Annotated in this window: 20 protein-coding genes and 2 pseudogenes; 13 read left to right on the forward strand and 9 right to left on the reverse strand. The window is 72.4% G+C overall.

Going from position 1 to position 24,126, the window contains the following annotated elements:
• Positions 1–5 precede the first annotated feature (5 nt).
• The 3 genes from ABNF97_RS31495 to ABNF97_RS31505 all read right to left on the reverse strand — a co-directional run bounded on the left by ABNF97_RS31495 (position 6) and on the right by ABNF97_RS31505 (position 2,882).
• Positions 6–428 carry an OsmC family protein gene (locus ABNF97_RS31495; protein ID WP_349340743.1) on the reverse strand — a complete coding sequence of 141 codons (423 nt, stop codon included), beginning with the start codon at positions 426–428 and terminating at the stop codon, positions 6–8.
• A gap of 85 nt (positions 429–513) precedes the next feature.
• Positions 514–1,497, reverse strand: a complete 984-nt coding sequence (locus tag ABNF97_RS31500; protein WP_130463149.1) for a nitroreductase/quinone reductase family protein — start codon at positions 1,495–1,497, stop codon at positions 514–516.
• Positions 1,498–1,727: 230 nt separating this feature from the next.
• On the reverse strand, positions 1,728–2,882 hold the full coding sequence (locus ABNF97_RS31505; protein WP_349340744.1) for a phospholipase D-like domain-containing protein: 1,155 nt from the start codon (positions 2,880–2,882) through the stop codon (positions 1,728–1,730).
• A gap of 101 nt (positions 2,883–2,983) precedes the next feature.
• On the opposite strand from ABNF97_RS31505, the gene ABNF97_RS31510 reads away from it, so the two are divergent.
• The gene (locus ABNF97_RS31510) at positions 2,984–3,685 is read left to right on the forward strand and encodes a helix-turn-helix domain-containing protein (RefSeq protein WP_349340745.1); all 702 of its coding nucleotides are present in this window, start codon (positions 2,984–2,986) and stop codon (positions 3,683–3,685) included.
• Here the strand turns inward: ABNF97_RS31510 and ABNF97_RS31515 are convergent.
• Positions 3,682–4,083 carry a VOC family protein gene (locus tag ABNF97_RS31515; protein WP_130463146.1) on the reverse strand — a complete coding sequence of 134 codons (402 nt, stop codon included), beginning with the start codon at positions 4,081–4,083 and terminating at the stop codon, positions 3,682–3,684. The genes ABNF97_RS31510 and ABNF97_RS31515 overlap by 4 nt on opposite strands.
• Positions 4,084–4,348: 265 nt before the next feature.
• Here ABNF97_RS31515 and ABNF97_RS31520 point away from each other — a divergent pair, with 265 nt between their 5' ends.
• The 7 genes from ABNF97_RS31520 to ABNF97_RS31550 all read left to right on the forward strand — a co-directional run bounded on the left by ABNF97_RS31520 (position 4,349) and on the right by ABNF97_RS31550 (position 12,807).
• The gene (locus ABNF97_RS31520) at positions 4,349–4,498 is read left to right on the forward strand and encodes a hypothetical protein (RefSeq protein WP_165436729.1); all 150 of its coding nucleotides are present in this window, start codon (positions 4,349–4,351) and stop codon (positions 4,496–4,498) included.
• 15 nt (positions 4,499–4,513) lie between these two features.
• Complete coding sequence (locus ABNF97_RS31525) at positions 4,514–5,986, forward strand: class I SAM-dependent methyltransferase (protein WP_349340746.1); 1,473 nt, start codon at positions 4,514–4,516, stop codon at positions 5,984–5,986.
• Complete coding sequence (locus ABNF97_RS31530; protein WP_130463144.1) at positions 5,979–8,069, forward strand: sulfatase-like hydrolase/transferase; 2,091 nt, start codon at positions 5,979–5,981, stop codon at positions 8,067–8,069. The genes ABNF97_RS31525 and ABNF97_RS31530 overlap by 8 nt, the downstream gene beginning before the upstream one ends.
• A 206-nt stretch (positions 8,070–8,275) precedes the next feature.
• A complete protein-coding gene (locus tag ABNF97_RS31535) occupies positions 8,276–9,559 on the forward strand; it encodes a citrate synthase (RefSeq protein ID WP_130463143.1) in 1,284 nt (427 codons plus the stop codon).
• Between the two features lie 199 nt (positions 9,560–9,758).
• Complete coding sequence (locus ABNF97_RS31540; protein WP_130463142.1) at positions 9,759–10,502, forward strand: GPR1/FUN34/YaaH family transporter; 744 nt, start codon at positions 9,759–9,761, stop codon at positions 10,500–10,502.
• 140 nt (positions 10,503–10,642) lie between these two features.
• Positions 10,643–11,608, forward strand: coding sequence for an SRPBCC family protein (locus ABNF97_RS31545; RefSeq protein WP_349340747.1), 966 nt, complete (start codon positions 10,643–10,645; stop codon positions 11,606–11,608).
• 26 nt (positions 11,609–11,634) lie between these two features.
• Positions 11,635–12,807 (forward strand): zinc-dependent alcohol dehydrogenase, encoded by a 1,173-nt coding sequence (locus ABNF97_RS31550; protein ID WP_349340748.1) that lies wholly within the window; start codon positions 11,635–11,637, stop codon positions 12,805–12,807.
• 68 nt (positions 12,808–12,875) lie between these two features.
• On the opposite strand, the gene ABNF97_RS31555 is transcribed toward ABNF97_RS31550, so the two are convergent.
• Entirely contained in the window at positions 12,876–13,070 is a 195-nt protein-coding gene (locus ABNF97_RS31555; RefSeq protein WP_349340749.1) for a hypothetical protein, read from the reverse strand.
• A 59-nt stretch (positions 13,071–13,129) separates the two neighbouring features.
• Between ABNF97_RS31555 and ABNF97_RS31560 the strand changes: the two genes are divergently transcribed.
• Positions 13,130–13,771, forward strand: coding sequence for a PrsW family glutamic-type intramembrane protease (locus ABNF97_RS31560; RefSeq protein ID WP_349340750.1), 642 nt, complete (start codon positions 13,130–13,132; stop codon positions 13,769–13,771).
• A 76-nt stretch (positions 13,772–13,847) separates the two neighbouring features.
• Here ABNF97_RS31560 and ABNF97_RS31565 read toward each other — a convergent pair.
• Positions 13,848–14,669 (reverse strand): annotated as a pseudogene (locus ABNF97_RS31565) (DMT family transporter); the annotation flags it as partial.
• Between the two features lie 188 nt (positions 14,670–14,857).
• The gene (locus tag ABNF97_RS31570; RefSeq protein ID WP_130463139.1) at positions 14,858–15,403 is read right to left on the reverse strand and encodes a hypothetical protein; all 546 of its coding nucleotides are present in this window, start codon (positions 15,401–15,403) and stop codon (positions 14,858–14,860) included.
• A 216-nt stretch (positions 15,404–15,619) separates the two neighbouring features.
• Between ABNF97_RS31570 and ABNF97_RS31575 the strand changes: the two genes are divergently transcribed.
• Together ABNF97_RS31575 and ABNF97_RS31580 are read left to right on the forward strand one after the other, a co-directional pair.
• Positions 15,620–16,744, forward strand: coding sequence for a baeRF2 domain-containing protein (locus ABNF97_RS31575; protein WP_349340751.1), 1,125 nt, complete (start codon positions 15,620–15,622; stop codon positions 16,742–16,744).
• On the forward strand, positions 16,737–18,626 hold the full coding sequence (locus ABNF97_RS31580) for a thiamine pyrophosphate-binding protein (protein ID WP_349340752.1): 1,890 nt from the start codon (positions 16,737–16,739) through the stop codon (positions 18,624–18,626). Before ABNF97_RS31575 ends, ABNF97_RS31580 begins: the two co-directional genes overlap by 8 nt.
• Before the next feature lie 94 nt (positions 18,627–18,720).
• Here the strand turns inward: ABNF97_RS31580 and ABNF97_RS31585 are convergent, their stop codons facing one another.
• On the reverse strand, positions 18,721–20,565 hold the full coding sequence (locus tag ABNF97_RS31585) for a carboxypeptidase regulatory-like domain-containing protein (protein WP_130463136.1): 1,845 nt from the start codon (positions 20,563–20,565) through the stop codon (positions 18,721–18,723).
• A gap of 413 nt (positions 20,566–20,978) precedes the next feature.
• Here ABNF97_RS31585 and ABNF97_RS31590 point away from each other — a divergent pair, with 413 nt between their 5' ends.
• Both ABNF97_RS31590 and ABNF97_RS31595 read left to right on the forward strand, forming a co-directional pair.
• On the forward strand, positions 20,979–22,379 hold the full coding sequence (locus tag ABNF97_RS31590; RefSeq protein ID WP_130466031.1) for a hypothetical protein: 1,401 nt from the start codon (positions 20,979–20,981) through the stop codon (positions 22,377–22,379).
• A gap of 229 nt (positions 22,380–22,608) precedes the next feature.
• Positions 22,609–23,745 (forward strand): SigB/SigF/SigG family RNA polymerase sigma factor, encoded by a 1,137-nt coding sequence (locus ABNF97_RS31595; protein ID WP_349340753.1) that lies wholly within the window; start codon positions 22,609–22,611, stop codon positions 23,743–23,745.
• Between the two features lie 68 nt (positions 23,746–23,813).
• Here the strand turns inward: ABNF97_RS31595 and ABNF97_RS31600 are convergent.
• A pseudogene (locus ABNF97_RS31600) lies at positions 23,814–24,126 on the reverse strand (aa3-type cytochrome oxidase subunit I); the annotation flags it as partial.

The raw sequence follows: 24,126 nt of genomic DNA on the forward strand, positions 1-24,126 counted from the left end.
CCGGGTCAGCGCTGGCCGGGCTCGGCCGCGCTGACGGTGAGGGTGTGCCGGCCGCCCTCGCTGGAGAACGGCCAGAGCCGGTCGGCGTACCGGGCGAGCTCGGTCAGCTGGTCGCGGTTGAGGCCGGCCGAGGCGATGCTGGCCTGTACGTCGGCCCGGTAGAGCCCGTCGGCGTCCCGGGCCAGCCGGGCCTGGGCACGGACCTGGACGGTGTGCGACTCGTCGGTGATGTCGGTGGCCGCCTCGACCGCCGCGTGGTGCAGGCAGGAGGCGAAGGCCGCCGCGAGCAACTGCTCGGGGGCGAGCCCGGTGCAGTGCGGCGCCAACGGTGAGGCCAGGGTGGTGGAGAGTTCACCGTCCTCGGTCCGCAACCGACCTCCCTCGGCCGTCGCGGTGGCCTCGTGCACCCAGGCTTCCGATTCCGGCATCCCGCACCCCCCGTGTGGCTCCCCGGGCGGCTACCCGGCACGGCCGTCGGGAAACCCGCAGCTCAGCTCCGCGACGTCGGATCGGCTAGCCCTCCCCTTCGGGACGGTCCGCCGTGCCTCCGGTGATCGGTTCGAGGGCGACCGGTTCGAGCACGATGACCGGGATCTGTCGCTCGGTCTTGCGCTGGTAGACGGCGTAGTCCGGATACGCCTGCACCGCCCGGCGCCACCAGAGGGCCTTCTCGTCCCCGAACACCTCCCGCGCCCGGTACACCCGGGTCACCACCCCGTCCTGAAGTTCGACGACCGGCTCGGCGAGCAGGCTGGCGTACCACTGGGGATTGGTGGGCGCGCCGCCCTTGGACGCGACGGCCGCGTAGTGCCCCTCGTGTTCGACGCGCATCAACGGCGTCCGGCGAATCCTGCCGGTCCTGGCGCCTCGGTAGGTGACCAGCACGGTGGGCAGGCCACCGATCGTGACCCCATCGGTCGTGCCGGTGCGCTCGATCTGCGCGACGTGGTCGCGGACCCACCCCGACGCGCTCGGCTCGTACTCGCCGGTCAACGCCACGCCCCGATGAATGTGCCGGGCCTGTCGCGATTCCGCGGCCGGACCGCGTCGGTCGCCGGGCGGCAGACGCCTGGTGTCCACGTTGCCGGTCAGGGTGTTGAGGATGCCGGGTAGTTCCGTAGCCAGCTCCGCGGGTAGGCCGCGCACCGTCTCCTCCGCCAGCGCGCACCATAGCTGTTTGACCTGCTCAGCCAGGGCTTCGCCGCTGGAGGTGAGTGCGACCATGCTGGCTCGCCGGTCGGCGGGAGAGGGGGTGCGCCGGATGTGGCCGGTGGCTTCGAGCTTGCGGGTCATCAGGGTGACGCTGGGCGGCTCGCAACCGAGGGCCTCACTGAGCTGAGCCTGGATCATCGGGCCGGTCCGGGCGAGTTCGAGGAGCAGTACCTCCTGTCCGGGATGCAGGCGCAGCGGGGCGAGCAGCGCTGCGGCCCTGGCCCGGTGGCGCAGGCTCAGCAGCCGGATGGCCTGGTTGAGGGCGTCGGCGTACTCGAAGTCCACAACTTCTCCTCGCGGGATTGGTTATCGCATAATATTATGCGCATAACTAATTGCCGGCAACGGGAGAGCTGGCGGAGGGCGCCCCGGGTGGCCAGTGCGGTGCACACCCCGCGCGGCAGGTCCACTCTGCACGCCTGCCACCCGGCCGGGGTTCGAGCCGGACATCCGGCACCGGGCGATCGACTTCGCGTTCACCCTGGGCCTGGTGGCGGCCGGGCTCGGCGCCGCGGCTAACGCTGTCCGAGGAAGCGCTGGCCGGCGAGTTCTATCCGTTCGATCTCGTTCCGGAAGTAGCCGGCGATCTCCGCGCACCGGTCGAGGTTGGTCGGGCCGCCCTCCCGGCGCGGCAGGTCCGGATAGGGGCTGCCGATCACGAAGATGTTCTCGTCGTTGTACTGGTTCGCCGGGGCCGTGTAGTTGAACGAACCGGCGACCACCACTGCCTCGTCGATCACCATCAGCTTGTGGTGCAGCTTGCCGAAGGCCGGTGACCGGACCGGGGCGTAGAGCGCGATGTTGGCCCGGTCGAGTTCGCGGGTGGCGGCCCACTTCTGCATGCCCTGCCCGGGGTCGACCGCCCCGGTCACGGTACGCCCGGCGGCGGCCAGCGCGATCATCGCGTCGTCGATCCCGGACGAGCCGGAGAAGGTGAAGATGGCGAAGTCGACCCGCTCGGTCGCCTTCAGCATCTGCTTCATGATCTCCAGCTCCGGGGTGTGGTCCGGCGCGAACAGCACCTTCACCGGCACCCCGCCGACGTTGTACGCGTTCGGCACCCGGCCGTGCTCGCCGCGCCCGAACCGTCCCTGCCGGAGCCGGGCGAACTCGTCGGCGTACTCCCGGCAGATCCGGGCGTCGTGGAAGAGCACGACGTGGTTGAGGTTTCGGTGGCAGTCGGTGCCGGTGAAGTTCGCCGAGCCGGAGAGTACGGCGGTCCGCCCGCCGGCCCGCTGCCGATAGTCCCGGACCGCGAACTTCTGGTGGAAGATCGCCGGGTTGTAGTCGGCCTTGACGTCGACGTCGCAGCGCAGCAGCGCGGCCACGATCCGCCGGTTCGGCTCCAGGCTGCGGCTGCCGGGCTCCGGCTCCCACTGGGCGCGGCGCCGCGCGTCCGCCTCCGGCTCGCCGGGCCGGGCGGTGATTCGGGGCAGTTTCGCCGTCCGCAGGTAGTCCTGCTCCAGCACCATCCGGACGCTGACGCCCCGGAACCGGGCGTCGAGGATCGCCTGGGCGATCGGCTCCGAGTCGAGTTCCTGCACGGCGATGTCGAGGCTCTCCCGGGCGCCGCCGATGAAGTCGACCACCACCGCTTCGAGGTCGTCGGCGGCGCCCAGCTCCCGAGGCCCGACGTACGCCTCGATCTTCCTGCCGGCGAAGGTCGCCATGCCGCACAGGCTCGCACCCGACCTGCCGTCCCGGTGTCGTATTGGCTACAAACCCCACCCCGCTCCGGTCGCGGTAGCCGTTCGGCTGGCAGGCTGGGGCCGTGTATCGGGAGCGGAGGTCCGGGTTGGCCGGCGCGGTCGTCTGGACGGTCACCCGCAGTGCCGATGCCGTCCCGAGCCGGGTTCTGCCGGACGGCTGCATGGACCTGATCTGGTCCAGCCGCAGCGGTCTGCTGGTGGCGGGCCCGGACACGGTCGCCCAGGTCGTCGACGGCCCGGCCGGCGAGCGGTACGTGGGACTGCGCCTCCCGCCGGGCGTCGGCCCGGCGGTCCTCGGCCTGCCGGCACACGAACTGCGGGACCAGCGGGTTCCGCTCGCCGCGCTCTGGCCGGGACCGGAGGTCGTCGCCCTGACCGAGCGGGCGGCGTCGCACCACCGGCCCGGCCAGGTGCTGGAGGCGGTCGGCACCGCCCGGCTCGCCGCCGGCGGCGGCCCGGATCCGCTCGCCGCGCCGCTGGCCGCCGGGCTCGCCGCCGGCCGTGACGTCGCCGGCACCGCCGACGCGCTGGGGCTCGGCACCCGGCAACTGCACCGGCGCAGCCTGGCGCTGTTCGGGTACGGCCCGAAGACGCTGGCCCGGATCCTGCGGATGCGTCGTGCCCTGGCCCTGGCCCGGGCCGGTACGCCGGCCGCCGAGGTCGCCGCCCGCACCGGGTACGCCGACCAGGCGCACCTGTCCCGCGAGGTCAGGAGCCTGGCCGGGGTACCGCTGCGGCACCTGGTCGGCGCGAACCGCCGCTAGCCGGCCGCAGGGGCGAGCGGGGCGTACAGGTCGACCCCGTTGCCGTCCGGGTCGTGCAGCACCGCGTACCGCTGGCCCCAGGGGGCGTCCCACGGCTTGAGCGGGCCGTCGTAGCCGGCGGCGGTCATCTCGGCGTACACCCGGTCGACCTCGGCCGGATCGGCGCACCGGAAGGCGAGGCTCATCTGCGACCCGTCCGGCGGCGAGAAGTCCGGCTCGATCGAGCGGACCACCTCGTGGGTGTCCCACATCAGGCGCACCCCGCCGGGCAGGGTGTACTCGGCGTGTGGCTCGGTGTCGGCGCTCGCCGGCAGCTCCAGCCCCAGCCTCCGGTAGAAGGCGAGGGACCGGGCCATGTCGGCGACGACCAGCCCGAACGCGTCCAGTCTCGGTGTCATGCGGCCAGGCTACGAACCGGCCGCGTCCGGGTCTTGAAAGAATCGGACCCACCGGACCGGCATTCCGGGTGCCCGATGCGGTCGACGGATCATCGGCGTACGGTGTGTGGTTAACGGCACCCGACGGCGTGCTCTCCACCACCTGGCCGGTGGGTGGCGCGGCGTCGGCACCTTGCCGCGCGCTCGGGTCCGACCGCCTGACCGGCGGCCGGACGCGGCGCTCTTTTCGGGTACGGGGGTCGACAGAAAGGGAGGTGGCCGGGAGATGGACCATCTGGCCTACCTGGATGCGGGATCGGGCAGCCTCATCGTGCAGGCCGTGATCGGTGGCGTCGCCGGGGTCGCGGTGGCGGCGAAACTCTACTGGCGCAGGCTGACCAGCCGGTTCCGCAGGCAGCCCTCGAAGCAGGACTGAGGCGGTCCACAGCCGATGGTCGCACCACCTCCTCCCGTTCCGACGACGCCCACCACCGAACCCGAGTCCGTTCCCCGAGCCGATCCCGGCTCCTTCCGCGATCCCGCGAACCGGGTCCTCCACGTCGGCGGCCAGGTCTTCCGGGGCCTCGGCCAGCAGGCCGCCGAGGACTGGCGGGCACTCGCCGGTGCCGAGTTCTTCGACCGGCTGCGCGCCGACGGCAAGATCTGCGGCACCGAGACCGTCGACCCGGAGACGCTGCCGGCGAGCCTCGCCGGGCAGTGGGCGACCGTACTCCGGCACGAGCGGATCCCGTTCGTGTCGTACCCCTACGAGTGGTCGTTCGCGATGTTGCGCGACGCCGCGCTGTTGCACCTGGAGATCCTCCGGACCGCCGTACCGGCCGGCTTCACCACGAAGGACGGTTCGGCGTACAACCTCCAGTGGCGGGGCGCCGAGCCCTGCTTCATCGACATCGGTTCGTTCGAGCCGGCCCGTGACGGCGAGCCGTGGGCCGGCTACCGACAGTTCTGTCAGACCCTGCTCTATCCGCTGCTGCTCCAGGCACACCTGGGGCTCGACTTCCAGCCCTGGCTGCGGTCCCGGATCGACGGGATCGAGGCGGGTGAGCTGCGCAAGCTGTTCGGCGGTACCCGGCGGTTCCGGGCCGGGGTGCTCAAGCACGTCCACCTGCACGACGCCATCCAGTCCCGGTACGCCGCCGCCAGCACCGGCACCGTCCGGGCGGAGTTGAAGGACGCCGGCTTCTCCCGCGAACTGGTCCTGGCCACCCTACGAGGGCTGGAAAAGCTGGTCGGACGACTCGACTGGCAGCCCCCGGCGAGCCACTGGTCCGGCTACCGGGAGACCTGCACCTACTCGGCGGCCGACCGGGAGGTCAAGGAGCGGTTCGTCGCCGAGGCGCTGGCCGAGCCGAACCGGTCCCGGCTGGTGCTCGACCTCGGCGCCAACGACGGCACGTACTCGCGCCTGGCCGCCGGGTACGCCGACTACGTGGTCGCGGTGGAGAGCGACCCGGCCGTGGTCGACCAGCTCTACCGCCGGCTGCGGGCCGACGGTGAGCGCCGGGTGCTGCCGCTGGTGATGGATCTGGCCGACCCGTCGCCGGGCGGCGGCTGGCGCGGGGTGGAACGCGGCTCCTTCGCCACCCGGGCGGAGGCGGACGCGGTGCTCGCGCTGGCCGTGGTGCATCATCTCGCCATCGGGCGCAACGTCCCGCTGCCGGAGGTGGTCGACTGGCTGGTCGGGCTCCTGGCGGCCGACTCCGGCGGCCGGCTGGTGGTCGAGTTCGTGCATCCGGACGACCCGATGGCGGCCCGGTTGCTCGCCAACAAGCCGGCCGGACTCTTCCCCGACTACCACCGGGAGGAGTTCGAGCGGCTGCTCGGGCAGCGGTGCGAGATCGTCCGCCGGCTCGAACTGCCGTCCGGGACCCGCACCCTCTACCTCGGGACACCGCGTGGCTGAGCCCGGTGCCCCGGGGGAGCAGCGCATCGAGCTGCGAGCCCTGGTGGAGGTGGTCGCGCTCTGCGGCCTGGCGATCGCCCAACCGCTGCTGGACGTGACCGGCAAGAGTCCGGACTTCTTCCTCTTCCACGGCGCCGACCGTTGGGACATCCTGCTGCTGGTGACGGCCTACACGGTGCTGCCGCCGCTGGTGCTCTGGGGGAGCGGGGCGCTGCTCGGGCTGTTGGCCCGCCGGGTCGCCGGACGGGACCGGGGGCGGACGGTCCGCGCCGTACTGCACACCGCGACCCTGGGGCTGCTGCTCGTCGTCCTGGCGGTCCAGGTGGGCAAACACCTCACCCCGGTACGCGGGGTACCGCTGGTCCTGCTGGCGGCGGCGGTCGGCGCCGCCGGGGCGTACGCGTACCGGCGCTGGCAGGTCACCGGCCAGGTCTTCCGGTTCGCCGCGCTCGGCCCACCGGTCTTCGTGCTGCTCTTCGTCTTCACCTCGTCCGCCTCGGCCGTGCTGCTGCCGGGGGAGCGGGCCGAGGCCCAGGTCGAGGCCGAGGTCGAGGCCGGGGCCAGCGGGGACGGGACCGCCCATCCGCCGGTGGTGATGCTGGTCCTGGACGAGTTTCCGCTCACCTCCCTGCTGGACGACACGGGTGCGATCGACGCCCGGCGCTATCCGAACTTCGCCCGGCTGGCCGGGGAGTCGACCTGGTACCGCAACGCGACCGGGGTGAGCGGCTACACCCCGTACGCGCTGCCGGCGATGCTGACCGGCCGGTATCCGGACCAGCAGCAGGCGCCGCACCACTCGCGCTATCCGGACAACCTGTTCACCGCGTTCGCCGGGCCGTACCAGATCCAGGCCCAGGAGAGCATCACCCAGCTCTGTCCGCCGCGACTCTGCCCGGACCGGGCCGCCGGATCCGCCCGGGGCGGCCTGCCGACGCTGCTGCGGGAGAGCGCCACCCTGTTGGAGCAGATCGTCTCGCCCTCCGAGACCGGGCACCGCGACCCCGAGGACTCGTACCGGGAGATCACCCGGCGCGAGGCCGGCGGTGCCGAGGCGGCGGCGCCGACGGATCCGCAGTTCCGCTGGGGGGCGCTGGACGAGAACCAGCCGGCCCGGTTCGCCGACTTCCTCGCCACCCTCCGGCCGACCGCCCGGCCGACGCTGCACTTCCTGCACCTGCTGCTGCCGCACTCGCCGTGGAACTACCTGCCGTCCGGGATCCGCTACGGCTCGCCGGACGGGATGCCCAACGACGGCGACGGCTGGGTCGAGCTGGCCCACCGGCGGTATCTGCTGCAACTTGGCTACACCGACCGGCTGCTCGGTGAGACGCTGCGCCGGCTGGACGAGACCGGCCTCTACGACGACGCGCTGGTGGTGCTCACCGCCGACCACGGGGTGAGCTTCACCCCGGGTGTGCAGGGGCGAGGGCTCGGCGCGGTGGAGCGGGCGCCGGGCGAGGTGCTCTGGGTGCCGCTCTTCGTGAAGCGGCCGGGGCAACGGGCCGGCGCGGTCGACGACCGGAACTGGGAGCACGTCGACCTGCTGCCGACCGTCGCCGATCTGGCCGGTGTCGAGGTGCCGTGGCGGACCGACGGTGCTTCGGCGCTGCGTACCACCCGGGCGCCGGGAGACAAGCACTACTACGACCAGCCGGGCCAGCCGCGTACCGTGCCGGGCGACGTCTTCGCCGACGTGGTCGCCGGCCGGGCGGTCCCGGTGCTTCCGGCGCAGCCTCGACCGGAACTGATCGGTCGGTCCGTCGCCGAGCTACCGACAGGGCCCGAGGCCGGCTCGGTGACCGTGCGGAACCGGTCTGATTTTGATCATATCGACCGCTCGGGTGGCCAGCTGCCGGCGCTGGTCTACGGCACCGTTCCCGACTCGGTGCCCAACGGCACCCTGCTGGCGGTCGCGGTCAACGGTCGGATCGGTGCGGTGGCTCCGGTGGTGGCGCCGGACCCGGGCGGGCAGCGGTTCGCTGCCCTGGTGTCGGACGAGTCGTTCTTCCTGCCGGGCCGGAACACCGTCGACGTTTTCCAGGTCACCGACACCGGCACCCTGCGGCCGCTGAGTCACTGACCGGTCCCGGGCTGGGCAGCCGGCGACCCGGGGTCGAGGGCTGCCCGGTCCGGCCGGACTAGCAGGTTTCGTCCCGGCCGCAAACGTGTGACCAGCGTGATCCTTCACTCACCGGCAGGCCATGCGAGGTTCTCGGCTACCCTGCACGTTTACCGTAAAAAGTGAAGGCAATTCAACGTAGATTCTGCCGGCGAAGCGAGGATCACATGACGGATGTCAAACTCGACCACCCGGGCGGCCAGCTGTCGATTCCGGTCAAGCCTGCGGTCGACGGCCCAGCCGGCATCGCCACGGGCAACCTGTTGAAGGAGACGGGGTACGTCACCTACGACCCCGGCTACGTCAACACCGCGGCCTGCTCCTCCGAGATCACCTACATCGACGGCGACGCGGGCATCCTGCGTTACCGGGGTTACCCGATCGAACAGTTGGCCGAGAAGTCCTCCTTCCTGGAGGTGTCGTACCTGCTGATCTACGGTGAGCTGCCCACCGAGGCGCGGCTCGCCGAGTTCGACGAGCGGATCCGGCGGCACTCGCTGCTGCACGAGGAGATGCGGCGCTTCTTCGACGGCTTCCCCCGGGACGCGCACCCGATGGCCGTGCTCTCCTCGGCGGTGAGCGCGATCTCGACCTTCTACCAGGACAGCCTCGACCCGTTCGACCGGGAGCACGTGCAGATCTCCACCGTGCGGCTGATGGCCAAGGTGCCGACGATCGCGTCGTACGCGTACAAGAAGTCGATCGGGCAGGCGATGCTCTACCCGGACAACTCGCTCGGGTACGTCGAGAACTTCCTCCGGATGACCTTCGGGGTGCCGGCGGAGCCGTACGAGGTCGACCCGGTCGTGGCCCGGGTGCTGGACATGCTCCTGCTGCTGCACGCCGACCACGAGCAGAACTGCTCCACCTCCACGGTCCGGCTGGTCGGCTCGAGCCAGGCGAATCTCTTCGCCTCGGTCTCCGCCGGGGTGAACGCGCTGTTCGGCCCGTTGCACGGCGGCGCCAACCAGGCGGTGCTGGAGATGCTGGAAGAGATCAGGGTCGGCGGCGGTGACGTGCCGGCCTTCGTCCGGCGGGTCAAGGACAAGGAGCCGGGCGTCAAGCTGATGGGCTTCGGGCACCGGGTCTACAAGAACTACGACCCTCGGGCCGCCATCGTGAAGCAGGCCGCCCAGGACGTACTGGCCCGGATGAACAAGCCGGACCCGCTGCTGGACCTCGCGCTGCAGCTGGAGGAGATCGCCCTCGCCGACGACTACTTCGTGTCCCGCCGGCTCTACCCGAACGTCGACTTCTACACCGGCCTCATCTACAAGGCGATGGGCTTCCCGACCAAGATGTTCACGGTGCTCTTCGCGCTCGGGCGGCTGCCCGGCTGGATAGCGCAGTGGCGTGAGATGATCTCAGACCCGGAGACCAAGATCGGCCGTCCCCGGCAGCTCTACACCGGCGCCGCCCAGCGGGACTACGTACCGGTCGAGAAGCGCTGACCCGCACCAGGCCGCGGGGCCCGGGTCGTTCACCGGCCGTCGACGCGTACCCGCGTCGGCGGCCGGTTCCTGTCACGGGTGGCCCGGTGCCGGACGAAATCCCCTTTCCGTGTAATGGCTCTCACGCTGGGTAGTCGGCGGTGGCTACGTGCCCGACCGCGTCAAAGCGGTGCGAACCGCTGCGTAGAAGGAGCCTGTGATGACTCATATGTCACGTTCGGCGCGACCCAGCCATGCTGGCGACGGCCACGACGGCGAGTTCGAGTTCTGGCGCAACCACGCGCACATCTCCCTCCAGCCGGTGGCCGCGCCATCGATCCTGGGACTCTTCGGTTACGCGGCCGCGACCTTCGTCGTCGCCACGCACCTCGCCGGCTGGTACGGCGATTCCGCCACCCAGACGTTCCTGTTCCCGTTCGCCGCGATGCTGGGTGGGCTCGCGCAGTTCCTCGCCGGGATGTGGGCGTACCGGGCGCGGGACGGGCTGGCCACCGCCATGCACGGCATCTGGGGCGGCTTCTGGCTCTCCTACGGGATCCTCTATCTGCTGATCGCGGTCGGGGTGCTGGTCCAGCCGACCCCGTTCGTCGCGCTCGGGTTCTGGTTCGCCGCCCTCGCCGCGATCACCTGGTCCGGGGCGTTCGCCGCGCTGGCCGACAACATCGGCCTGACCCTCGTGCTGGCGACCCTGGCCGCCGGAGCCAGCTGTCTGGCCGTGGGCCAGATCGCCGACATCTCGCCGTGGCGTACCGCCGGTGCCTACATCCTGATCGCCTCGGCGGTGATCGGCTGGTACACCGCGACGGCGATGATGCTGGAGGGCACGTTCCGCCGGGTCATCCTGCCGATCGGCAAGCTGCGCGGCCCGAACGTCCCGGGACGGGAGCCGCGCCAGGTCATCCAGTTCATGGCGGGCGAACCGGGCATCAAGGTCGGCCAGTAGCGGTCGGGCCGGCGCCGCGACCGGTTTGACGTTTTCCGCAGGTTGTTCGGGTTCATCCCGATAACGTGGTGGTGCGCGGCGTCCGCGACGACGACCGGGCGACGGCGAACGGGGGAACGATGCGGGGAGCACCGGGGGACATGCCCGACGGCATACCGGAGATGCCCGACGCGACGCTTGACGTGCCCGAGGGCAACGGTCAACCCCTGCCCCGCGCACTCGGGCTGCTGAGTCTCGGCCTCGGTGTCGCGGCGCTCGCGGCGCCGCACCAGGTCGGCAGGCTGATCGGACTGGACGACTCGGCACCGACCCGCTCCGTCGTACTGCGGGCGGTCGGTGCCCGGGAGCTGGTGCCGGTCCCCGGGTTGCTGTTCGCCCGCCGGCCGGCCGGCTGGGCCTGGTTCCGGGTCGGCGCGGACCTGCTCGACCTGCTGCTGCTCGCCCGGGAGCTGCCGCACCGGCGCGGCGAGCGCCGCCAGCGGGTCGCCGCCACCCTGGGCGCCGTCGCCGGGATCACCGCCGTCGACGTGCTGGCCGCGGTACGCAGCGGCCGCTCCGCCGGAGCGCGGCGCCGCACGTTACGGGCCAGCGCCACCGTCACCGTCAACCGGCCGGCCGACGAGGTTTACCGGTTCTGGCGGGACTTCGAGAACCTGCCCCGGTTCATGTACCACCTGGAGTCCGTCCGCTCCGACGGCGACGGGCGGTCGCACTGGACCGTCCGGGGCCCGGGCGGGCGCCGCGTCGGGTGGGACGCCGAGCTGGTCGAGGAGAACCTCAGCGAGACGATCGCCTGGCGTTCGGTGCGCGGTGCCCGAGTGCCCAACGCGGGTCGGGTCCGGTTCGCCCGCGCGGCCGGCGGCCGGGGCACCGAGGTCCGGGTCGATCTGGTGTACGCGCCGCCGGGCGGCGCGGTGGGCCGGGCCGTCGCGCAGCTCTTCGGCGAGGAGCCCGGGCAGCAGATCCGGGACGACCTGCGCCGGTTCAAGCAGGTCATCGAGACCGGCGAGGTGGTCCGGTCGGACGGCAGCCCGAACGGGCTGGCCACCCCGCAGCAGGTGCTCCAGAAGCCGGCGCGTCCGCAGGCCGTGCGCCCGGGCAGCTGACCGACCGCGCACACCGGAGGTGGTGCATGAAGGCGAACTGCTGGCAGGGCCGGAACAGCGTCCAGGTGGAGGAGGTGCCCGAGCCCCGGATCCTGAACGCCAGAGATGCCGTCGTACGGGTCTCCAGCACCGCGATCTGCGGCTCCGACCTGCACATCTTCCACGGGTACATCCCGACGATGAAGCACGGCGACATCCTCGGCCACGAGTTCATGGGCGAGGTGGTGGAGGTCGGGCCGGAGGTGGGCAACCTGCGGATCGGCGACCGGGTGGTGGTGCCGTTCCCGATCGCCTGCGGCAACTGCCTGGCCTGTCAGACCGGGCTCTACTCGCTCTGCGAGAACTCCAACCCCAACGCCGGGATCGCGGAGAAGTTGCTCGGGCACTCGCCCGGCGGCCTCTTCGGCTACTCGCACATGCTCGGCGGGTACGCCGGCGGGCAGGCCGAGTACGCCCGGGTGCCGTTCGCGGACGTCGGACCGCTGAAGGTCCCCGACGAGCTGCCCGACGAGAAGGTGCTTCCCCTCGCCGACATCTTTCCGACCGCCTACATGGGTGCCGAGATGTGCGGGCTGGGCGGTGGTGAGGTCGTCGCGGTCTGGGGCGCCGGGGCGGTGGGCCTGCTGGCGATGCGCAGCGCCTACCTGCTCGGCGCGGAGCGGGTGATCGCGATCGACCGGTACCCGTACCGGCTGCGGATGGCGCAGGAGCGGGCCGGCGCGGAGCCGCTGAACTACGAGGAGGTCGACGTCGTCGAGGCGCTGCGGGAGATGACCGGCGGCCGGGGCCCGGACGCCTGCATCGACGCGGTCGGCATGGAGGGACACCACTCGTCGGCGGTGCTGTCCGGCTACGACCGGGTCAAGCAGTCGGCCCGGTTGGAGACCGACCGGCCGCACGCGCTGCGCGAGGCGATCATGAGCTGTCGCAACGGCGGCACGGTCTCGGTGATCGGGGCGTACGCGGGCTTCGTGGACAAGTTTCCGATCGGCTCGCTGATGAACCGGTCGCTGACGCTGCGCAGCGGGCAGTGCCACGTGCAGCGCTACACCCGGATGCTGCTGGACCGGATCCGTCGCGGCGAGATCGATCCGAGCTTCGTCTTCACCCACAGGTTGCGTCTGGAGGACGCGCCGATCGGCTTCGAGATGTTCCGGCAGAAGACCGACGAGTGCGTCAAGGTCGTGCTCAAGACCTGACCGGGCGGAGGCGTGATGGACGGCGTCGGTCGGCAGTGGACGACGGCGGTCCCGGTCGCGCCGCGCCGTCAGTGGTTGCGGATCTTCCTGGTCGGCCTGGCGCTCTGGCTCGCCACGGTGGTGGTCATCTTCCTCACCGGGAACCCGACCCTGCTGCCCACCCTGGTGCTGCTCGGCAGCTTCCTGGTGCCGGTGACCTTCGTGGCCTGGGCGTTCCAGCGCCGGGACACCGGCGAGGTCACCGTCAGCGCCGTCTTCGGCACCTTCCTCGCCGGGGGCGTGCTGGGAATCCTCGCCTCGGCCGTACCTGCTGCGCCCGTCGGTGCTGCTCTTCCTCGGTGTCGGTCTGATCGAGGAGGCCGCCAAGCTGGCCGCGCTGGCGCTGCTGACCCGAGGGCTGCGCGCCAAGACCGTCCGGGACGGGATGGTCCTCGGTGCCGCGGTCGGCTTCGGCTTCTCCGCGCTGGAGTCCGCCGGCTACGCCTTCATCGCGCTCTTCACCGTGCAGGGTCTGTCGGTGGTGCAGGTGGTGCAGACGGAGATCCTGCGTGGGTTGGTGGCGCCGGTCGGGCACGGGCTCTGGACCGCCATCCTCGGCGGTGTGCTCTTCGCGCCGAGCGGCCGGGAGCACTTCGTGGTCGGTCTGCGGCTGCTCTTCGCCTATCTGGGGGTGGCGATCCTGCACGCGCTCTGGGACGCGATGCACGTGATCGCGTTCTACCTGACCCTCCTCTTCACCGGCGCGCGCGGCCCGCTCACCCTGGACGGTTCCCTGGCCCGACTGACCCCGACCCAGGCGGTGTGGATGCCGGTGCTGGAAGGGCTTGGGCTGACGATCGTCGCCGCGATCGGGGTCGTCTGGCTGGTGGTGCTGTGGCGGTCCGCCCCGCCCGGGTCGGGGCGACCGGCGAGCGGGTGGCGGGTGCCGACCGGTTGGGACAGGGCAGCGGCACCGCGCCCCTGAGCCGGACCGGACCCGGGCGCCCGGGCCGCGACCGCCGCCGGTGCGACGCGGGCTGGTCGGCCGCGGCGAGCCGCAGCACGCCCCAGGCGGCCAGGCCGGCGCCGGCCGCCGCGGCGAGCCCGCCCCGGTAGCCGCCCACCGTCCGGTCCCCGAGCAGCAGCATGGCGATGGCCGCCGAGGCGATCGGGTTGGCCAGCGTGACGGTGGCCAGGGGCGCGCCGAGGCCGGCACCCCGGTAGGCGACCTGGGACAGCAGCAGCCCGGCGGCGGCCATCCCGGCCAGCGCCGCGGCCAGGCCGACGGTGGGGAACGCCGGGCCGCCGCCGGTGACGAGGCCGGAGACGAGTTGGGTGAGCGCGGAGGCCACCGCGAAGGCGATCCCGGCCGCGGTCGCGGTGAGCAGGCTGCGCGACAGCGCCGACCGGCTCGCCCGGCCGGCGAGGACCAGCACTCCGACCAGTGCCGCCGCGACCCCGGCCAGCGCCCAGCCCTGCCCGGGGAGCAGGTCGTGGTCGCCCGCACCGGGCACTGTCAGCGTGAGCAGTAGCACCAGGCCAGCCACCGTGGCGGCGGCGCCGGACCACTGCCGGGCCGATGCCCGGCGGCCGATGGCGGCCGCCGCGATCGGCAGCGCGAGCACCAGGGTGAGTACGCCCAGCGGCTGCACCACCGAGAGCGGCCCGTAGGCCAACGCGGCGACGTGCAGGGTCGCGCCGGTGCCGTTGCCGGCCACCGACACCCACCAGCCGGGCCGACGCAGGACGGTGCCGAGATAGCCCCGCCCCGCGTCCCCCGCCGGCCCGGCCTGGGCGGCGAGCCGTTCCTGCAGCACCGCCGCGCCCGCGTACGCCGCCGCGGAGGCCACCGACAGGACGATCGCCAGGACGGGTGCGATCACGGTCGGCCCCCGGGACCATGAATCGTCATGAGCTCATGATCCTCCGTGGCCGCCCTCCTGGCGTCCCCCCGTGGTGGGCATCACCCGTACGCCGCTGGGCGTAGGCGGGCTCCTCCCGGGTCGGCCGCAGGGGTGAGCGTCTCCCTCACCATTGTCGGTGCGGCTCCCGCCCCGCCGTGCCGGTCCGACTAGCGTGCCAGCGCGAACCAGGCGGCGAGCGCGCCGATCAGCAGCAGGCCGATCGCGGCCTGGAGCAGCAGCGCCGGCCCGAGGTGCGACCATACGGTCGGGGTACGCGGCGTGAGCAGTTGCCCGGTGGTGAGGTTGACGATCCGCTCCACCCGGGGCGCGAGCCCGGCATCCTTCTGCGAGCGTACGGTCACCTGGACGTGGTCGGCCGGCTCCAGCGCGCTCTGCGGCAGGTGCCCGTGGATTTCCATCTCGCAGAGCACACCGCTGCCGTCGCGCAGTCGCAGCGGTGTCACCAGGAACTCCGGCCCCTGGCGCAGTTCCTTCCACTTGCGTCGGGCTCCGCTGCGGGCACCCGCCCGGAGCACCGAGGCGAGCAGCAGCAGGGCGACCCTGACCACCGCCGCCGTGCCGAGTACGGCGACCAGGACGGGCTGCCGGACCCGGATCTGGCGGGAGTAGCCCTCCATCAGCCGTACGACGTGACCGGTGATGACCGGTCCGGGACGCCAGGCGACCCGTTCGGGAAACAGTTCACCGTCCATGTGTTCACCACCGAGAGTCCGCTCCCCGGTACGAATTGTATCGATCATGACGAATGAACCCGCAGTGAGTGAATCGATTTCACCTATGGTGACGATTTGCTCACTCCTGGCTGCTTGGGGCCGTACCGGACGGCCGGGGGTTCGGCCGTCGGCCCTTCAGGTGACAAGCCGACCGGCGTGGGTAACCCCGACACGACCTTGGAGAGGGGACGACCCATGCAGCTGTCCTTCCTGCGTCCGATCTGTGCCCATCCCGGCCCGTGGACGTCGGTCTACCTGGACGCCTCCCGGGACACCCACGACGCCCATCCCGCGCTCGACCTGCGATGGCGGGCCCTCCAGGAACGGCTGGCGGCACAGCGCACCGACCCTCGTGACGTGGCGGCCCTCGACGACGTGGTGCGAGGACACGACCCGATGCCCGGCGACTACGGGCTCGCCGCGTTCGCCACCGGCGGCGAGGTGGTGCTCACCGAGTACCTCTCCGCCCCGCCGCGCAAGGACATCGCCGCCCACGGGCTGGTCGCGCACACCATGCCGCTGGTCGCCCAGCGCCGTGAGCAGGTGCCCTGGGTCCGGGTCCTGGCCAGCCGCACCGGCGCGGACGTGAACGCGGTGAGCGCCGGTGGCGTACCCCGGCACGCGCACGTCAAGGGCGGCAACCAGTGGCCGCTGCGCAAGGTGCACCCGGGTGGCTGGTCGCAGCCGCACTACCATCACGCCGCGGAGCAGGCCTGGCGACGCAACGCCGGGGACGCCGCCGCGGCCACCGCCGCACTGGCCGAGCGGGTCGGCGCCGAGGTGATCGTGGTCGCCGGGGAGACCAGAGCCCGGCAGTTGCTCGCCGCCCAGCTTCCCGAGTTCTGGCAGGACCGAATGGTGCAGACCGATGCCGGCTTCCCGGCCGCCGGCGCCGACCAGACCGCCCTGGACGACGTCACCGTGCAGGCCATCGCCGAGGTGGCCGCCGCGCACACCGACGTGGCGATGGACAGGTTCGGCATGCAACGCGACGTCGGTGCCGGGATCGATGCGGTGGTGACCGCACTGCAACGCGGCCAGGTCGACACGATGCTGATCGTGGACGACCCCTCGTCCGTCGAAGAGCTCTGGATCGGTCCGGAGCCTACCGACATCGCCACCGGTCCCGACGAACTCCGGGCGATGTCCGTCGCGCACCCGCAGCGGGTACGCGCAGACGCGGCCCTGGTCCGCGCGCTGGTCGGTACCGATGCCGGGGTCACGGTGCTCGGCCCCGAGCAGGCGCCGGACCTCACCGACGGGGTCGGCGCGGTCCTCCGCTACGTCGACGCCAGCACCCCGGCCGGTCACCATGGCTGACCCGGGCCGGTCCGTGCTGCGGGCGGGCACGGCGACCACCGGCCGCACCGTCGCGGACCTGTTGGTCGAACGGCTGCGAGCCTGGCGGGTACCCCGGGTGTTCGGGCAACCCGGCGAGGGAGTGGCGCCGATCGTCGAGGCACTGCGCCGGGCCGGCGGCGATCCGGACCTGGTGCCGTCCCGCCAGCCGGAGGCGGCCGGCTTCATGGCGGCGGGCCACGCCAAGTACACCGGCACGGTCGGGGTGTGCCTGGCCACCCAGGGACCGGGTGCGCTGCACCTGCTCGGCGGCCTCTACGACGCCAAGCTGGACAGCAAGCCGATGGTCGCGATCATCGGGCAACGGACGTACAGCGCGCTGGGCAGCGCGTACCAGGAGATCGAGCTGCCTCGGCTGTTCGCTGACGTGTGCGCCCAGTTCCTGCGTACCGGCGCGGTGCCGGAACAGCTGCCCTACCTGCTCGACCAGGCGATCCGGACCGCCGTGTCGACCCGGAGCCCGACCTGCCTGGTGGTGCCGCACGACCTGCTCGGGCAGCCGGTACCCGACGGAATGCCGCACCCCGACGGCGGCGGTGTGCTCGGCGCGGCCCCCGGCCTGCCCCCGGCCCGGGTGCTGCCGCACGACGAGGACCTGGACGCCGCCGCCCAACTGCTCGGCGCGGGGCGACGGGTCGCGATCCTGGTCGGCCAGGGTGCCTACGGTGCCGCCGACGAGGTGGTCGAGCTGGCCGACCGGCTCGACGCCGGGGTGGCGACCTCGCTGCTGGGTAAGCCGGTGCTGGACGAGCGGCTGCCCTACCACACGGGCGTACTGGGTCAGGTCGGCACGGTGGCCAGCGCGCAGTTGATGGCCGGCTGCGACACCCTGGTGATGATCGGCACCAACGACCCGTGGACCGGCTACTACCCGGTGCCGGGCCAGGCCAGGGCGGTACAGATCGACATCGACGGCAGTCGACTGGCCAGCCGCTATCCGGTCGACGTTCCGCTGGTCGGAGATGCCCGGGAAACCCTGCGAGCGCTGCTGACCAGGGTGCCGCAGCGGCAGAACCGGGACTGGCGCGGCACGATCGAGGGAGTCGTCGACCGGGCCAGGATCGAGTGCGACGCCCGGGCGGAGGAGCGGACCGCCCGGTTGAACCCCCGGCTGGTGCTCCGGGAACTCTCGCCGCGGCTGTCGGCGGGCGCCCTGGTCGCGGTGGACGTCGGGTCGGTGACCTACTGGTACGCCCGGCACCTGCAACTACCGTCCGGTGCGCGGGCACACCTCTGCGGCACGCTCGCCTCGGTCGGTTCAGCGGTGCCGTACGCCATCGCGGCCAAGTTCGCCCAGCCGGACCGGCCGGTCTTCGTCCTGCTCGGCGACGGTGCGATGCAGTCCGGTGGGCTGGCCGAGCTGATCACCGTGGCCCAGCGCTGGCCGGAGTGGCCGGATCCCCGGCTGGTGCTGTTGGTGCTCAACAACTCCGACCGGGCCGGCCGGGGCGGCGAGCCGGAGCGGGGGCCGGAGACCGGACCCGTCCGGGCACCCTCGCCGGAGCTGGACCGGCCGACCGCACCCGGACTGCCGACGCCCGCGGCGGTACGCGCCGGAGACATCCCGTACGCCGGCTGGGCCCGGCTGCTCGGGCTGCACGGCGTCGCGCTCGACCGACCGGACCAGATCGGGTCGGTCTGGGATGAGGCGATCGCCGCCGACCGGCCCACCCTGATCGAGGCGCTGGTCGATCCGTCGGTCCCGCTGGACGCACCGGAACAGCCCTTCGCCGACCTGCGTGGCCCGACCTCGGGCAGGGGCGAGGAGGGGGCGGGCACGGCGGTGCAGCACCGGGCGCAGATCCTGCGGGAACGCGCCGCCAACGGCGCGGACCTGGTCTGACAACTTCTGGCGGTCGGGGGCACCCGCCTGGTCAGAAGAGAAGGTTGCCCCCCAGGGGCCGGCTGCTTGCGCAGCCGGCCCGCCCAGGGTGTCGTCAGCCGGCGCAGAGCACGATGTCGGCGGTCAAGGTACCGGTCGACGGAACCTTGAACACGGCGGGCTTAGGCCGACGGTTGTGTGGCACTCCGCCGTTCTGCCCCGCCGACACGGCCGGTCCGGTGGCGGTGCACCGCAGGTACGGGCCGTCGTAGGACCGCTGTTCGTCGGAGACGTTGTAGCTGAGGTGGATCGGCTGCCTGGGTAGTACCCGCAGGCTGTACTGGCCGTTGGTCAACCAGGTCGAACCGACGATGTCGCCGGTGACGTGGTTGTGCACCAACACCCAGCCCGAGCCGAAGGGGCGGCTGTCCTGTTTGCTGAACGTCCCCCGCACCTCGGTGCCGGGTCGCATGGACATGTCGTAGCCGCTCGTGGTGCCGACGGTGACCGTGGTGGCAGCGGCTCGGTAGCGGTTGGGCACCCCGCCCGCCCACTGCCCGAATCCGTTCCGGTTGAAGAACAACGGCCAGGCGTAGGGGCCGAGGCCGGTGACCTCGTAGCGGCCGTCGGAGTCGGTGACGGCCGAGCCGGGCGGCCCGGTGCCGGGGTGGTAACCCAGCAGACTGACCCGGACATTGGCCAGCGGGGTGCCGGTCTGCTCGTCGGTGACCCGGCCGCTGATGCTGCCGGCCCGGTCGAGCCGCACGGTGGGGCCGGCGACGGTGCTGCCGCTGCTGGCCACGACAGTCACCGCGGCCCGCTGGTCACCGGTGCCGCCGGTCGCGCCCACCCACTGCCGGCCGTACGAACGGTCACCTACCGGTTCGGCGAACAGGTTGTACGAGCCGGGCTCGAGTGGGCCGATCCGCACCTGGCCGGCGCTGTTCGAGCAGATGCCGTAGCCGTCGGGCAGCCGTGGGCCCTTCGCCGGAAGTGCGTGGACACACATGTCGGCCAGCGGGTGGCCGGTGGTCCGGTCGACGACGGTGGCCGTGATCCAGGCGGGCTTGCGCAGGGCGACGGTCACCTCCACCGTCTGGTCCGGCACCGGGGTGATCCAGTCGGTCCAGGTGGCGAGGTACAGGTTTCGCGGAGTGACGATACTGAACCGGTGCGGCTGCGTCGGTCGATCGGGGATCGTGACGGTGCCGGTGCCGTTACTGCACCAATCGTCCGCGCAGAAGCTGGCGATCGGCTGGGCGGTGTCGGCGTCCACCGCTGAGATCCGGATCGAGCCGACGGGCAGCAGACTGTCCGTGACCTCGCTGTCCTGGTTCGCCGTCACGATGATGCGGTCCGCCGTCTCCGGGCTGCGCTTCCCCTTGTAGTACTGGTAGCGGCCATCGTGTGAGTAGGCCAGTAGGTATGAACCGGTCAGCAGCTGCGAGACCTCGAACCGGCCCTCGCCGTCGGTGGTCGAGGTGCCGCCCTCGCTTCCTCGGCTGGTGGTGATCTCGACGGAGGCGTCGGCCAGCGGAGCGCCGGAGGCGGTGGTGAGCCTGCCGGAGATGCCTCCGGTGCCGAGCAGGGTGTCGTCGACGACGGTGTTACCGCCCGCCGTGACGTCGAACCAGGTTGCGTCCGCGTGGTCGATCTTTCCCGGCACGTACTGCGCCTGGGGGGAGCCGGGTACGGGTGAGAAGGAGACGGTGTAGCTGTCGGCGGGAGTGGTGAACTCGTACCGCCCGTCCGTGTCGGTTGTCGCGTAGCCGGCGTACGGGTGCTCCCGCCCGTCGAACGCGATCAGCAGATCAGAGACCGGGTTGCCGGCCGAGTCGCGGATCTGACCGGTGATGGTTCCGGTGTCGGCTGCTGCCAGTGCCGGTGGTGCGGCGGGCAGGAGCAATGCCCCGACGATCGTCCCGGCCAGGCCGGCACGCCCCAGGAGTGCAACAGGCATCAGTGTCCTCAGTGGTGAAAGTACGGGCCGCGTTTCGGCGCTGTCTCGCCAGCCTGGCCCCGGGTCCCGGGTTCGAACCGGCAGCGGTGATGGTAATGGATCCCGCTTGGGGAGTCGCTCGATATCTCACGACCGGGGCGAACGGGACGACCGCGACGACGAAGTGGCTGGCGTACCGAGACCGCCGGCCGGTCCGATAGCGCAACTGGGTCACATCGGTCGATCACCGGTCCGGCCGGTCCCGGGCAACTCGACCCGCACGGAGCGTGCCGGGCCGGAGGCGCTGCCGCCGGACATAACCGGCCGTCCTCCGGATTGTGCCCGCGAGGTTGCTGACCGCCCGTTTAGACCCGATCCGGACGGGAAGCCCCGGCCGGGGAGCGTGGACCAGGGAGGTGAGCCCGGTGCGGGAGATGCAGGAATGGCTGGCCGCGGACGGGTCCGGGCTCCCGCCGGACCGGATCGTGTCGCCGGAGAGTGCCGGGCGGGTGCTGCTGGCCGTGGCGTCCCGCGCGGTGCGCGGCCGGGACTGCGCCGACCTCGGTTACCACCCGCTGCTGTCGCGCTTTCGAGGTGCGCCGGAGGCGGTACGCCGCTCCGCGCTGGCGCGGGCGGCCACCAGGACCGCGCTCACCGGCGGGCAGGCCGGAGCGCTCGACGCCGAGCAGGTGGCCCGGTGGATGGTCGGGCACTATCCGCCGCGCTGGTATCCCGGGGTCGTGATCGGCTCTCCGCACGGCGCAGCGGTTCACCTGGCGACCGCGATGGGTGCGCCGTGGCTGCCGGTCGGCTTCGACGTGGCGGTGCAGTGGCCGGGCGGCCGGGTCGACAGACCGGTCGAGGCGTCGACGTACGGCGCTCGGGTCGCGGAACGGCTGATCGCGGGCAACCCGGGGGTAGGGGTGCGGCAGGTCCACGATCCGGTCGGTCGGGGCGTACTGGCCGGCTCGACGGTGTCGCTGGTGGTTCGCTGGCAGCGGCTGCCGGAGGCGTACCGGGAGTTCCTGGGCAGCCGGCTGGCGCCGGGCGCTCCGGTACTGCTGCTGCGCGACGTGCGCACCTGGCCGGTCCTCGACCCGGGCGGCGGGTACAGCTTCCAGCTCGGCGGGCCGGCCAGCGGGCTGGAGCCGACGGACTTCCGGGCCGGCGGCGATCTGCTCGGGCAGGTGCTGCGGGGAGCCGGCGGTGACGGGGCGAGCTGGGACGCGCCCGAGGGTGGCCGTCCGGGCTACGCCGAACAGGGCGTCGAGCCCGGTTTCGAGTCCAGCCTGCTGGACTGGGTACGCGCCGCCGGCAGCCCCGTGCACCGGGTGCTGTTTCCCGGCCCGGACGCGCTGAGCGCCGCCGCCGCGGACGTGTACCGGGCCTGGCTGCGCGGAGCCGGCAAGAGCGGTGACCGGTGCGTGGTGGAGTGCGGGCGGCTGATCGACCCGTGGCAGGTGGTCCGGGCCGGGCTGGTGCCGTACTGGTGTGAGAACGCCACCGAGCGGAGCGTGACCGGAGCGGAGTGGTGGCTCGCCGGCAGCGCGCCGTTCAGCTCGCTGGACGTCCTGCCGGAACCGCCGGGGCTGCGGTCGCCGGCGCTGGCCGGGCTGCCGCAGTGGCTCGCGGTGGCCTCGTTCGGGCGCCGCCGCCGGGCGGTGGACCGGGTGGCGGCGCGCGGCTACCCGGTCACCTCGGTGGCCACCCGGCACGCCACCGAGGTGCTCCGGAACCAGCCCTACGACCTGCCGGCGCCCGCCCCGCTGCGGGTGGTGGAGGCGCTGGCCGGGCTGCGGGCCAGTGGCACCCCGCAGGGGCTGCTGGTCTGCTGATCCCTGATCGCAAAATCTCCTCGCGGACGTCACGTCCCGTGATTGAGTACCTACAGGGCGGGAAGAACGCTGACTGCTACTGGTCATTAGCGCTGGTTATCGCAGCGCGAGGTGACGTTCGCCCGTTCAGCTTGGCTACGTGTTCGCTTCCGGCGCGGTGACGTCCCGTACGGCACCGGTGACCGGATTCGCACATCCCGGGCGGGGGACCTTCCTGAGGGAGGCGCGGATGTTCGGACAGATCACCACCACACCACCAGCCGAACGGGGGCTGGAGGACCTGGACGCGGCCGCGCTGGCGTACGCGGCCAGAATCGCCGGCCTGCCGCCGGAACGCCGGCAGGAGGCCCGGGACGACCTCGTCCGGTTCGCCCTGCCGTTCGCCGGCAGGCTGGCCCGGCGGTACCGGGGCCGGGGCGAACCGCTGGAGGACCTGGAACAGGTGGCCCGACTGGGCCTGGTGAACGCGGTCGACCGGTACGACCCGGAACGTGGCTCGTTCACCGCGTACGCCGCGATCACCATCGTCGGCGAGATCAAGCGGCACTTCCGGGATCGCACCTGGGGTGTGCACGTACCCCGGCGACTGCGCGACCTGATCCTGGAGGTCGGCCAGGCGACGGCGGCGTTGACCAGCGAATTGTCCCGCTCGCCGAGCGTGGCCGAGCTGGCCGCCAGGTTGGAGACGCCGGAGGAGGAGATCCTCGCGGCGCTGGAGTCCGCCGCCGGCTACAGTCCGGCGTCGCTGAACGCGCCGGTCGGCGGGGAGAGTTCGGCGGAGTTCGGTGACCTGGTCGGCGAGTCCGACACGGACCTGGAGTCGGTGGACGACCGGGTGACGGTCAGCGGGCTGCTCGGCCGGCTGCCCTGGCGGGAGCGGCGGATCCTTGCGATGCGCTTCTACGGCAACCAGACCCAGGCCGAGATCGCCGCCCGGTTCGGCATCTCGCAGATGCACGTCTCCCGGCTGCTCTCCCGGGCGCTCACCTGGCTGCGCCAGGCGATGCTCGCCGACTCGCCGGCGCCGTGGCAGACCGGCGGGGCCGACGCGGGCGGCCAGCCGGCCCGGCTCTCGGTGCGCCAGGTGGGGGAGCGGGTGGTGGTCGAGGTGACCGGGGAGATCGACCGGGACACCGCCGAGCAGTTGCGCCAGGCGGTGGTCGAGGCGGTCGCCGACCGGCACCCGACGGAGGTGGCGATCGACCTGACCGACGTGGCGAGGTTGGACGGCCCGGCCCTGGCCGCCCTGGTCGCCGGCCGGGACGCCGCGCACCGGGCCGGTGTCCGGTGGCGGTTGGCCCGCGCCCAACCCGTGGTACAGCATTCGCTCAACGCCGCCGGCCTGGTCGCGCTGCCTGCGGACTGAACCGGCGCGCGGAATCCACTGGTACGTCGCCGGTCGGCGCGTGATCGGGTACGCCGCTGGTCGGCGCCTCATCGGTCGTCTTCCTCCGCGTCCTCCGGCTGGCTCTCGGGGCGCGCCCGTCCGGTACGCCAGCGCGGGCTCTCGGCGCCGCCCCGGTCGGAGTCGTCGACGTGCTCGTCGGGTCGGCTCGGCTCGAAGGTCGGCCGGCGTACGTCGTCGGGCTCCGGCACCTCGATCGGTCGGGCACCGGACCCGGCCGGCGGGTGGTACGCGACCGCGGCCTCGGCACCGTGCGCCCCCTCCTCCGTGGGAACGTCGGCCTCGGGATCGTGTACCTCGTGGCGCAGTTCGTCGCCGATCAGTTGTGGTGGTCGGGTTGAT

This window comes from Plantactinospora sp. B6F1 (assembly GCF_040120695.1).
In the GTDB taxonomy this organism is placed as follows: domain Bacteria; phylum Actinomycetota; class Actinomycetes; order Mycobacteriales; family Micromonosporaceae; genus Plantactinospora.

Bases quoted from the DNA above. Each gene is read 5' to 3' on its own strand.
- ABNF97_RS31495 (WP_349340743.1), bottom strand. From the start codon at position 428: ATGCCGGAATCGGAAGCCTGGGTGCACGAGGCCACCGCGACGGCCGAG.
- ABNF97_RS31505 (WP_349340744.1), bottom strand. From the start codon at position 2,882: ATGGCGACCTTCGCCGGCAGGAAGATCGAGGCGTACGTCGGGCCTCGG.
- ABNF97_RS31515 (WP_130463146.1), bottom strand. From the start codon at position 4,083: ATGACACCGAGACTGGACGCGTTCGGGCTGGTCGTCGCCGACATGGCC.
- ABNF97_RS31520 (WP_165436729.1), top strand. From the start codon at position 4,349: ATGGACCATCTGGCCTACCTGGATGCGGGATCGGGCAGCCTCATCGTG.
- ABNF97_RS31525 (WP_349340746.1), top strand. From the start codon at position 4,514: ATGGTCGCACCACCTCCTCCCGTTCCGACGACGCCCACCACCGAACCC.
- ABNF97_RS31535 (WP_130463143.1), top strand. From the start codon at position 8,276: ATGACGGATGTCAAACTCGACCACCCGGGCGGCCAGCTGTCGATTCCG.
- ABNF97_RS31540 (WP_130463142.1), top strand. From the start codon at position 9,759: ATGACTCATATGTCACGTTCGGCGCGACCCAGCCATGCTGGCGACGGC.
- ABNF97_RS31545 (WP_349340747.1), top strand. From the start codon at position 10,643: ATGCCCGACGGCATACCGGAGATGCCCGACGCGACGCTTGACGTGCCC.
- ABNF97_RS31550 (WP_349340748.1), top strand. From the start codon at position 11,635: ATGAAGGCGAACTGCTGGCAGGGCCGGAACAGCGTCCAGGTGGAGGAG.
- ABNF97_RS31570 (WP_130463139.1), bottom strand. From the start codon at position 15,403: ATGGACGGTGAACTGTTTCCCGAACGGGTCGCCTGGCGTCCCGGACCG.
- ABNF97_RS31575 (WP_349340751.1), top strand. From the start codon at position 15,620: ATGCAGCTGTCCTTCCTGCGTCCGATCTGTGCCCATCCCGGCCCGTGG.
- ABNF97_RS31580 (WP_349340752.1), top strand. From the start codon at position 16,737: ATGGCTGACCCGGGCCGGTCCGTGCTGCGGGCGGGCACGGCGACCACC.
- ABNF97_RS31585 (WP_130463136.1), bottom strand. From the start codon at position 20,565: ATGCCTGTTGCACTCCTGGGGCGTGCCGGCCTGGCCGGGACGATCGTC.
- ABNF97_RS31590 (WP_130466031.1), top strand. From the start codon at position 20,979: ATGCAGGAATGGCTGGCCGCGGACGGGTCCGGGCTCCCGCCGGACCGG.
- ABNF97_RS31595 (WP_349340753.1), top strand. From the start codon at position 22,609: ATGTTCGGACAGATCACCACCACACCACCAGCCGAACGGGGGCTGGAG.